The 9,067-nt window shown below is 73.5% G+C and carries 7 protein-coding genes; 4 read left to right on the top strand and 3 right to left on the bottom strand.

The genetic code is table 11. From position 1 onward, the window contains the following. The first annotated feature begins 130 nt into the window (after window positions 1-130). Complete coding sequence (locus ACFWEP_RS26530) at window positions 131-1,420, top strand: DUF6986 family protein (RefSeq protein ID WP_387373553.1); 1,290 nt, start codon at window positions 131-133, stop codon at window positions 1,418-1,420. 43 nt (window positions 1,421-1,463) lie between these two features. Here the strand turns inward: ACFWEP_RS26530 and ACFWEP_RS26525 are convergent, their stop codons facing one another. Then, window positions 1,464-2,492, bottom strand: coding sequence for a LacI family DNA-binding transcriptional regulator (locus tag ACFWEP_RS26525; RefSeq protein ID WP_387373551.1), 1,029 nt, complete (start codon window positions 2,490-2,492; stop codon window positions 1,464-1,466). Window positions 2,493-2,666: 174 nt separating this feature from the next. Here ACFWEP_RS26525 and ACFWEP_RS26520 point away from each other — a divergent pair, with 174 nt between their 5' ends. Next, the gene (locus ACFWEP_RS26520; RefSeq protein WP_387373550.1) at window positions 2,667-3,593 is read left to right on the top strand and encodes an ROK family protein; all 927 of its coding nucleotides are present in this window, start codon (window positions 2,667-2,669) and stop codon (window positions 3,591-3,593) included. Window positions 3,594-3,716: 123 nt separating this feature from the next. Here ACFWEP_RS26520 and ACFWEP_RS26515 read toward each other — a convergent pair whose 3' ends face one another. Next, on the bottom strand, window positions 3,717-3,893 hold the full coding sequence (locus ACFWEP_RS26515) for a hypothetical protein (RefSeq protein WP_387373548.1): 177 nt from the start codon (window positions 3,891-3,893) through the stop codon (window positions 3,717-3,719). Between the two features lie 346 nt (window positions 3,894-4,239). On the opposite strand from ACFWEP_RS26515, the gene ACFWEP_RS26510 reads away from it, so the two are divergent. Then, the gene (locus ACFWEP_RS26510) at window positions 4,240-5,292 is read left to right on the top strand and encodes an NUDIX domain-containing protein (protein WP_387373546.1); all 1,053 of its coding nucleotides are present in this window, start codon (window positions 4,240-4,242) and stop codon (window positions 5,290-5,292) included. 821 nt (window positions 5,293-6,113) lie between these two features. Here ACFWEP_RS26510 and ACFWEP_RS26505 read toward each other — a convergent pair. Next, the gene (locus tag ACFWEP_RS26505) at window positions 6,114-7,478 is read right to left on the bottom strand and encodes a dipeptidase (RefSeq protein WP_387373545.1); all 1,365 of its coding nucleotides are present in this window, start codon (window positions 7,476-7,478) and stop codon (window positions 6,114-6,116) included. 195 nt (window positions 7,479-7,673) lie between these two features. Here ACFWEP_RS26505 and ACFWEP_RS26500 point away from each other — a divergent pair, with 195 nt between their 5' ends. Beyond that, complete coding sequence (locus ACFWEP_RS26500; RefSeq protein WP_387373543.1) at window positions 7,674-8,906, top strand: geranylgeranyl reductase family protein; 1,233 nt, start codon at window positions 7,674-7,676, stop codon at window positions 8,904-8,906. Window positions 8,907-9,067 lie beyond the last annotated feature (161 nt).

Here is a 9,067-nt window from a genome sequence, read left to right as displayed (position 1 = left end):
GGGCCGGGACCCCGGAACGGGCCCGGCCCACGGCCGTTCCTCGTTGACGCGCCCCCGCCCGCCTTATAGCTTCGCCATGCGGATCATCGATTCCGGTAAGCGGAAGTGGCGAGAGTGCGGGGGTGCGGTCATGGGCCGACGGGCTGAAGTGGTGACGAGCCTCGACGACGCGGTGGGCGAGGAGATCGGCGCGTCGCTTGCCGCGGTGGACGCGGAACTCGCGCGCCGCTATCCGGGCGACCCCGGCACCCGCCAGCCCGTGCACACGGTGTACGTGCCGGCCGACACCTTCGACGCCGCGACCGTACGCTCCTGGGGCGACCGGGCCTTGGCCGCGCTCGACGAACACGCCCCGGACGCGGTCTCCTTCGCCGCCGTGCTCGGTCTCCCCGAGGAACTCGCCGTGCCCGTCCACGACCGCGTGCGCGCCAAGCTGGAGCGCGAGCCCGTGGAGGACCTGCGGGTGGACTTCGAGGACGGCTACGGCCGGCGCCCCGACGCCGAGGAGGACCAGGACGCCGCCCGCGCCGCGCTGTTGGTCCAGCGGGCGTACGCGGAGGGCTGTGCGCCCCCGTACGCGGGCATCCGGACGAAGTGCATGGAGGCGTCCGTGCGCGCCCGGTCCATCCGCACCACCGACGTGTTCCTCACCGGGCTCGTCCGCTCCGGCGGGCTGCCCGACGGGCTGGTGCTCACCCTGCCGAAGGTCACGTACCCGCAGCAGGTCACCGCCTTCGTCCGGCTGCTCGACGCGTTCGAGCGGACGCACGGGCTGGACGAGGGACGGTTGCGCTTCGAGATCCAGATCGAGACCAGCCAGTCGATCCTCGCGGCGGACGGGACGGCGGCCGTCGCGCGGATGATCGATGCCGCGCGGGGCCGGGCCACAGGACTGCACTACGGCACGTTCGACTACAGCGCGAGCGTGGGTGTCAGCCCCGCCCACCAGGCGAGTGACCATCCCGCCGCGGACCACGCCAAGGCGGTCATGCAGGTCGCGGCCGCGGGCACCGGCGTAAGGGTCTCGGACGGCTCCACCAACGTGCTGCCGGTCGGTCCGGCCGACCGCGTCCACCGGGCGTGGCGCCTCCACTACGGCCTCACCCGCCGCGCCCTGGCCCGCGCCTACTACCAGGGGTGGGACATGCACCCGGGGCATCTGCCGACCCGTTACGCGGCCGTGTACGCCTTCTACCGTGAGGGCCTGGACCAGGCGGCGGCCCGCCTCGCCGGGTACGTCGCCAAGTCCGCCGGGGACGTCATGGACGAGCCCGCCACCGCCAAGGCGCTCAGCGGCCACCTGCTGCGCGGGATCGACTGCGGGGCGCTGGACACCGCCGAGGTCACCCGGCTGACGGGCCTCGGCCGCCACGAGCTGGACGCGTACGCGCGAACGGGCCACGGCGCGGCGGCAGGCTGAACGGGGGCGGCGCCCTCGCCCCGGCGCCGCGCGCCGCCCGGGTTCACGCCGGGGGCAGCTCGCCGGAGCCGCGCGCCACCAGGATCGTGGGCAGTTCCACCCGGGCGGTGGCGTGGCCGGCGCCTTCCAGACGGCGGAACAGATGCTCGGCCGCGGTGCGCCCCACGGCCGCCGCGTCCTGCGCGATGACCGTGATGCCGAGCAGGTCGGCCAGCTCGATGTCGTCGAAGCCGACCAGTGCGACCGGGCGCTCGCGGTCGGCGAGCACCCGCACGGTGGTCACGGTCACGCGGTTGTTGCCCGCGAAGATCGCGGTCACCGGTTCGGGCCCCGACAGCATCTCCTCGGCGGCGGCGCGCACCCGCTCCGGGGCGGTGGTCCCGAGGGAGACCCACCGGTCGTCGACGGTGATGCCCGCGTCCGCCATCGCCGCGTGGTAGCCGCGCAGTCGCTCCGTCGTCGTGTGGATGCGCGGCTGGTCCCCGATGAAGCCGATGCGGCGGTGGCCGTGGGCGACCAGGTGCTCCACGCCCTGCCGTGCGCCGCCGAAGCTGTCGGAGAGGATCGTGTCGGCGTCCACCAGCCCGGCCGGCCGGTCCACGAAGACGGTGGCCACACCGGCTCTGATCTCCGGCTCCAGATAACGGTGGTCGTCGCCCGCCGGGATCACGATCAGCCCGTCCACCCGCCGCGCGCACAGCGCCAGCACCAACTCCTGCTCGCGTACCGGGTCCTCGGCACTGGAGCCGTTGATGAGCAGTGCCCCGTGGGAGCGGGCGACCTCTTCCACGGCGCGGCTCAGCGGACCGTAGAACGGGTCCGCCAGATCCTCCAGGACCAGACCGATGGACGCCGTACGGCCCTTACGCAGAACGCGGGCGCTGTCGTTGCGGCGGAATCCGAGGGCGTCGATGGCCTCCTGCACCCGGCGTTCCGTGTCGGGCGTGACCCCGGCCTCGCCGTTCACCACCCGCGAGACCGTCTTGAGCCCTACTCCGGCCCGCGCGGCCACGTCTTTCATGGTGGGCCGGTTGCCGTAGCGGGGCTCGGAATGACGGGTGGTCTCGGCCACAGTGCGCTGTCCTGTCGTAGGGTGCGTCGACACCGGTGTCAACGCCGCGGGGGTTCGGGGCTGTGGCGTCGAGCATAGGCCCTGGACAACGTTGTCATGGCAATACAGACTAAGCAGACCGCAAGGACGGAACCAGCAGGTCCGCCCTTCTACTCATCCGGAGAGCCCAGGCCCATGCATACCGACCTCGTCGCCGCCCTCGATATCGGCGGCACCAAGATCGCCGGCGCGCTGGTGGGCGACGACGGCACGCTGCTCGTCAGGGCGCAGCGGCCGACGCCCGCCAAGGAGTCCGGCGCATCGGTGATGGGAGCGGTGGACGGTGTCCTGTCCGAGCTGATGGCCTCCCCGCTGTGGGAGCGTGCCTCCGCCCTGGGCATCGGCAGCGCCGGTCCGGTGGACGCCTCGGCGGGCACCGTCAGCCCGGTCAACGTTCCCGGCTGGCGCGACTTCCCGTTGGTCGCCCGGGTCGGCGAGACGATCGGCGGGCTGCCGGTGACCCTCGTCGGCGACGGCGTGGCGATGACGGCGGCGGAACACTGGCAGGGCGCCGCCCGCGGGCACGACAACGCGCTCTGCATGGTGGTGTCGACCGGAGTCGGCGGCGGACTCGTCCTCGGCGGCAGGCTCCATCCCGGACCCACCGGCAACTCGGGCCACATCGGCCACATCAGCGTGGACCTGGACGGCGATGCCTGCCCCTGTGGCGCGCGCGGCTGCGTCGAGCGGATCGCCAGCGGTCCCAACATCGCGCGCCGGGCCCTGGACAACGGCTGGCTGCCCGGAGCGGACGGGGACGTCACGGCACGCGCCGTTGCCGCCGCAGCCCGGGCGGGAGACCCGGTGGCCCAGGCGTCCTTCGACCGTGCGGCCCAGGCGCTCGCCGCCGGGATCGCCGCCACGGCCACCCTGGTCGAGATCGACATCGCGGTGATCGGCGGGGGAGTGGCCGGCGCCGGGGACGTGCTTTTCGCCCCGCTGAGGCGGGCCCTGGCCGATTACGCGACGCTCTCCTTCGTGCGCGACGTCACGGTGACGGCCGCGGTGATGGGCAACGACGCGGGGCTCGTGGGAGCGGCCGCGGCGGCCACCGCGCGCTGACGACGCGTCACGGTCGCGCCGGACTCGCCATGCCCGTACCGGGAACGGCGACGGCCAAGGACACGACCGCACGTCCTGACGGTGGTTCGGCCGCCGGTTCGGCCCGTCGAGGTGGCCGGAGGCTCAGCGGGTGCGGTCGGCCGAGGTCCGGGCGACCACCACGAGGAAGGCGTCGCGGTCCAGGTCCATCACGACCTCCGCCGCGAGCCCCTCGCCGCGGCGCGCGGCCGCGAACTCCTCCGCAGGCCGGCTGCCGCGCGGCCCGCCGGCGGGAAACTGTCCGAGCACCGTCCGACGCATGGTGTACCCCTCTGCCGCTGTCCGCGGTCTCACCCGACCACGAGGAAGGATGACGGCCCGCCGCCGACGACCCGGGCCACCGGGCCCGTCTCCCGGCGCGGTCCGGCCGTCCGTCGGGGCGTCTGCCGACGGGTACCCCGTCCACGGCTCCGTACAACAGGTTCGGCGTGCCGGGTTTTCGCCCCAGGGTGTTCAGGGCAAGCCACAGAGGGCCGGAGCCTCTCCGGACGACCGGGCCGTGCCGAGGGACGGGACCCGCGTCACGGACCTCGGACGGGGCGGCCCGTACGGCGCCGGGGCGCGAGCGCGTCACGGACCGGAAGAGACGCCTGGTGAAGGGGGAGCCGTGATCGTCTGGGTCAACGGTGCGTTCAGTGCGGGCAAGACCAGTGCGGCCTGTGAACTGCTCGACCTGATCCCGAACAGCACGCTGTACGACCCCGGGCTGACCGGTGCCGCGCTGCGCGGGCTGCTGCCCCCGAAGCGGCTGACGGAGGTGACCGACTTCCAGGACCTGCCCATCTGGCGGCGCCTGGTCGTGGACACCGCTGCGGCCCTGCTCGCCGAGGTGCCCGGCACGCTCGTGGTGCCGATGACGCTGCTGCGGCAGGAGTACCGGGACGAGATGTTCGGTGGGCTCGCCGCCCGTCGCATCCCCGTGCACCACGTGCTGCTCCGCCCAGAGGAAACGATCCTGCGTCAGCGGATCTCGGAACGGCACGAGCTCTCCGGGGACCCCGGACGGAGCCTGCGCACCCGCCGTTGGTGCCTCGAACACATCGAGCCCTACCGTGCGGCCCTCCCGTGGCTCACCGCCGACGCCCACGTCATCGACAACGGCGCCCTCACCCCGCGTGAGACCGCGCTGCGGATCGAGGAGGCGGTACGCACCGGCGCCGCAGGGGAGTGCGGGATCGTCCAGAACCCGTCCCCCACCGCCGAGACGGTCGCCGCCGGAGTGCTCCTCTTCGACGAACGCGGCCGGGTCCTCCTCGTCGACCCCACCTACAAGGCGGGCTGGGAGTTCCCCGGCGGGATAGTCGAGACGGGCGAGGCGCCGGCCAGGGCCGGAGTCCGCGAGGTGGCCGAGGAGATCGGCCTGGTCCTGACCGCGGAGCCCAGGCTTCTCGTGGTCGACTGGGAGGCTCCGAGACCGCCCGGCTACGGCGGCCTGCGGTTCCTCTTCGACGGCGGGGTGCTCCGGGACGAGGACGCGCAGGGGCTGCTGCTCCAGAACTCCGAGCTGCGGGACTGGCGCTTCGTCACCGAGGAGGAGGCCGCCGGACTCCTCCCGCCGACCCGATACACCCGGCTGTGCTGGGCGCTCAGGGCCCGCGAGCGCTCCGCCGTCCTCAACCTGGAGGCGGGGGTGCCGGTCGGCCCCGCCCAGCTGTACTGACCCGTGAGGCCGGGGACACCGCCGGCGGGTGCTCTCGCCGCACCACTCGACCAGAACGCCGTCGCCGCGCTCGGCCGTGACCGGGTGACCCTTCGTCCGTCGTGGAAATCGGTCCGGGTGGGAGCGTCGGCGGCGCCCTGGACGTGGCTGCGCCGTACGACGTCACTGTCGGCCTGCTGGGCGTTCAGCGCGACCTCGGGGGCGGGCTGAACGGCGGTCCGAGGCCGGCCGGTGCAGGTCTCGGTGGTGGCGCCGGTCGTCCGCCGGACGGCCGAGAAGCAGCGCCCGCTGCCTGCCGGCCGTGGACGAGGCGGCCGCCGACCGGGCGGCCGTCGGCGTCGACGGGGGCGTACTGGATCTCACCGGTGGACGCCTGGGACAGTTCCCGCCGCGTCCGGAGTCCGCGCCACCGAAGGGAGCGAAGCGAGCGGTTGCCGCGCAGGCGGCAGTCTCCTTGCCTGGAAGGGTTGTTGACGCCGACGAGACGGACCGCGACCCGCTTCGGACCGCCACCGCTTCGGACCGCCACCGCTTCGGGCCGCGACCCGCCCTGGGCGGCGTCCGGCGAGCTCCCGGGATCCCCGCGGCTGGGGTGCCCAGGTCCGACGTGCCCCGCCGAGGGGGAGGGCCGCAGCCGGAGACATGTGGGCCCCGCGGTGCGAGGCCGGCACCACCCGCACGTCTCGCCCCACGGAGCCACCGCGGGATTTCGTTCCGGTCGGGTCGGGGCGCGGTTCCCCGCCCCGCGAACCCGGCTCCGGTCGTGACGGGAACGCCCGTGCCTCCACGGGCAGTCCTGGCCGGCTGTGCCCGCGCGTCCGTCAGCCCTGGCGGGAGGCCGCGTAGTTCTGCAGGAACAGGGCCTCCGTGACCGCGAGGCGTTCCAGCTCCTCGGGCGAGACGCTCTCGTTCACCGCGTGGATCTGCGCCTCGGGCTCGCTCAGCCCGATGAGCAGGATCTCCGACTCCGGGTAGAGCTGCGCCAGCGTGTTGCAGAGCGGGATCGACCCGCCCATGCCCGCCGTCTGCATCTCCTCGCCGGGGAAGGCCATCCGCATGGCCGCGGCCATGGAGGTGTACGCGGGACTGGTCACGTCCGCGCGGAACGGCTGGCCCTGGCCCACCTGTTCGACGGTGACGCGCGCCCCCCAGGGGGCGTGCGACTCCAGGTGCGCGGTCAGCAGCTTCGTCGCCTCCGCGGCGTCGTGCCCCGGCGGCACCCGCAGGCTGATCTGCGCCCGGGCGCTCGCCTGGACGGACGGCGTGGCGCCGACGACCGGCGGGCAGTCGATCCCGATCACGGTCACCGAGGGCCGCGCCCAGATGCGGTCGGCGACCGTACCCGAGCCGATCAGCTCCACCCCGTCCAGCACCTTCGCGTCCTTGCGGAAGTCCTCCTCCGGGTACTGCAGCCCGTCCCAGGAGGCGTCCCCGGCCAGTCCGTCCACCGTCGTCGTGCCGTCCTCGGCCCGCAGCGAGGCGAGCAGCTGGATCATCGCGGCGAGCGCGTCCGGGGCCGCGCCGCCGAACTGTCCGGAATGCAGGTTCCCCTCAAGGGTGTCGAGCGTCACGCGCAGCATCGTCATGCCGCGCAGGGTCGCGGTGACGGTCGGCAGACCGACCCGGAAGTTGCCCGCGTCGCCGATGACGATCGCGTCGGCGACGAGCAGCTCCGGGTGCTCCTCCGCGTACCGCTCCAGCCCGCCGGTGCCCTGCTCCTCGGACCCCTCCGCGATCACCTTCACGCCGACCGGCACGCCCCCGTTCGCCTTCAGCGCGCGGAGCGCGAGCAGATGCATGATCAGGCCGCCCTTGCAGTCCGCCGTGCCCCGGCCGAACCAGCGTCCGTCCCGCTCGGTCAGCTCGAACGGCGGGGAGAGCCAGGCCGGCTCGTCGAGCGGCGGCTGCACGTCGTAGTGGGCGTAGAGGAGTACGGTCGGAGCTCCGGCCGGGCCGGGGAGGTATCCGTACACGGACTGGGTCCCGTCGGGCGTGTCCAGCAGCGCGACGTCCCCAAAGCCCTCCGCGGTGAGCGCGTCGGCGACCCAGCCTGCCGCGGCCTCGCACTCGCTCTTCGGGAACTGCGCGGGATCCGCCACCGACTGGAACGCCACCAGCTCGCTGAGCTCCGCCTTGGCACGGGGCATCAGCGAGGCAACGGTTTCGGAGATCGGACGGGCGGTCATGGGAAGGCTCCTTCATAGCGCGGCGCCGGGTGCGGTCGCGCAGGTCGTGCGCGACCGAGGACGACGCCGTTTGTCCGGCGTTGTCCGTACGACGAAATCACTGCCGATCCTCCCACAGCGGACCTTGGCCGGAACGCGCCGTAGGATGCCGTCAGTAGCTGGGGCAACTGGTCGGATCGGGAGCAGAAGCACATCGTGAGCAGCGAGAACGCAGACGCCGGACGTGAGCACGAAGAGTCGTCGGTGTGGGACGTCGTGGTAGTCGGTGCAGGGCCGGCCGGTGCCTCGGCGGCATACGCGGCGGCTGTCGCGGGCCGTCGGGTCCTGCTGTTGGAGAAGGCGGAGCTGCCCCGCTACAAGACATGCGGCGGCGGAATCATCGGATACTCGCGCGACTCGCTCCCGCCGGGATTCGAACTCCCCCTGCGTGACCGCGTCCACGCCGTCACCTTCTCCCTCAACGGGAAGCTGGTGCGCACCCGCAAGTCGAAGCGCATGCTCTTCGGCCTCATCAACCGGCCCGAGTTCGACGCCCAGCTGGTCGAGGAGGCGCAGAAGGCCGGCGCCGAGCTGCGTACGGGTGCCTCCGTCGCGCGGGTCGAGCAGCACGGTTCGTCCGTACCGGACCGGCGCACCGTCGCGGTGGTGCTGGCCGGTGGCGAGACGGTGCTCGCGCGGGCCGTCGTCGGCGCCGACGGCAGTGCCGGACGCATAGGCGCACACGTCGGGGTGAAGCTCGATCAGGTGGACCTCGGCCTGGAGGCGGAGATCCCCGTCCCCGAGACGGTCGCCGAGGACTGGGCGGGGCGGGTACTCATCGACTGGGGCCCGATGCCCGGCAGTTACGGCTGGGTCTTCCCCAAGGGCGACACGCTGACCGTCGGCGTGATCTCCGCCCGGGGCGACGGCGCCGGGACGAAGCGGTACCTGGAGGACTTCATCGCCCGCCTCGGGCTGGCCGGCTTCGAGCCGAAGATCTCCTCCGGCCACCTCACCCGCTGCCGCAGCGAGGACTCGCCGCTTTCCCGGGGCCGGGTCGTGGTCTGCGGGGACGCGGCAGGTCTCCTGGAGCCCTGGACCCGTGAGGGCATCTCTTTCGCGCTCCGTTCGGGCCGGCTGGCGGGGGAGTGGGCGGTACGCATCGCCGAGGCCCGCGACGCGGTGGACGCCCGGCGCCAGGCGCTCAACTACGCCTTCGCCATCAAGGCCGGCCTCGGCGTCGAGATGAACGTCGGACGCCGGATGCTCAAGCTCTTCGAGCGCCGCCCCGGAGTCCTGCACGCGGTGCTCACGACCTTCAGGCCCGCCTGGAAGGCGTTCGCCGGGATCACCCGGGGGACGACGTCACTGGCCGAGCTGGTCCGTACGCACCCCCTGGCACACCGCGCGCTCTCCGTGATGGACCGCCGGGCGGCCGACAACGGCTGACCGGCCTCCGCACCGGGGCGGGCCCTGCCGCGCCCGGTGGCCGGACGGTGTCCGGCGGACTCTGGCCGGGGCACGCGACTTCGACCTGCCGTGACCCGAAGCGCGCCCTGGCGGCGGTGAGCGGTTCGTACGGTCACCCCTGCCCCGCCGCCCGGCAGCAC

This window comes from Streptomyces sp. NPDC060198, assembly GCF_042728415.1.
Classification (GTDB): domain Bacteria; phylum Actinomycetota; class Actinomycetes; order Streptomycetales; family Streptomycetaceae; genus Streptomyces.
Note: the sequence above shows the minus strand (reverse complement) of the source record. Positions and strands in the feature narration are given on the sequence as shown.